This is a genomic window from Frankia sp. Hr75.2 (assembly GCF_949319125.1).
Lineage (GTDB): Bacteria > Actinomycetota > Actinomycetes > Frankiales > Frankiaceae > Parafrankia > Parafrankia soli.
In genome coordinates this window covers 1-381 of sequence record NZ_CASGGV010000247.1, presented here as the reverse complement: position 1 = coordinate 381, position 381 = coordinate 1, and the positions used below count along the sequence as shown (strand labels likewise).

Here is a 381-nt window from a genome sequence, read left to right as displayed (position 1 = left end):
CGCGACCAGCTCACGGCGCAACGTCCCCCGCCCCTCGATGTAAAGGGCCTGGTAGATCGCCTCATGCGAGATCCGCATCGTCGGGTCGTCGGGTCGTCGGGAAAATCGACCCGCAGCCGCCGCGAGATCTGCTCCGGGCTCCACGCGCTGACCCAGCGGCGGTCCTGGCGGTGCGGCTTGTTCCTGCCGGTGAACGGCGCCGTCCACGGGCCGGGCACCACCGTGCCGTCGCCGCGCCGGACCGGCCCGGCGAGCCGGTCCTGCACGTAGCTGCGCAGCTGCTCGTTGCCGGCGAGCCTGGCAGTCTTGGGCCGGGTGGCCCGGCGGTCTCGATGCCACTGCGCGAGCGTGGCCCGGTAGACCAGCGTCCCGCCGCGGGTG

At 73.8% G+C, this 381-nt stretch carries 1 pseudogene; it reads right to left on the bottom strand.

Going from position 1 to position 381, the window contains the following annotated elements:
• Window positions 1-381 (bottom strand): annotated as a pseudogene (locus tag AC559T_RS17510) (IS30 family transposase); the annotation flags it as partial.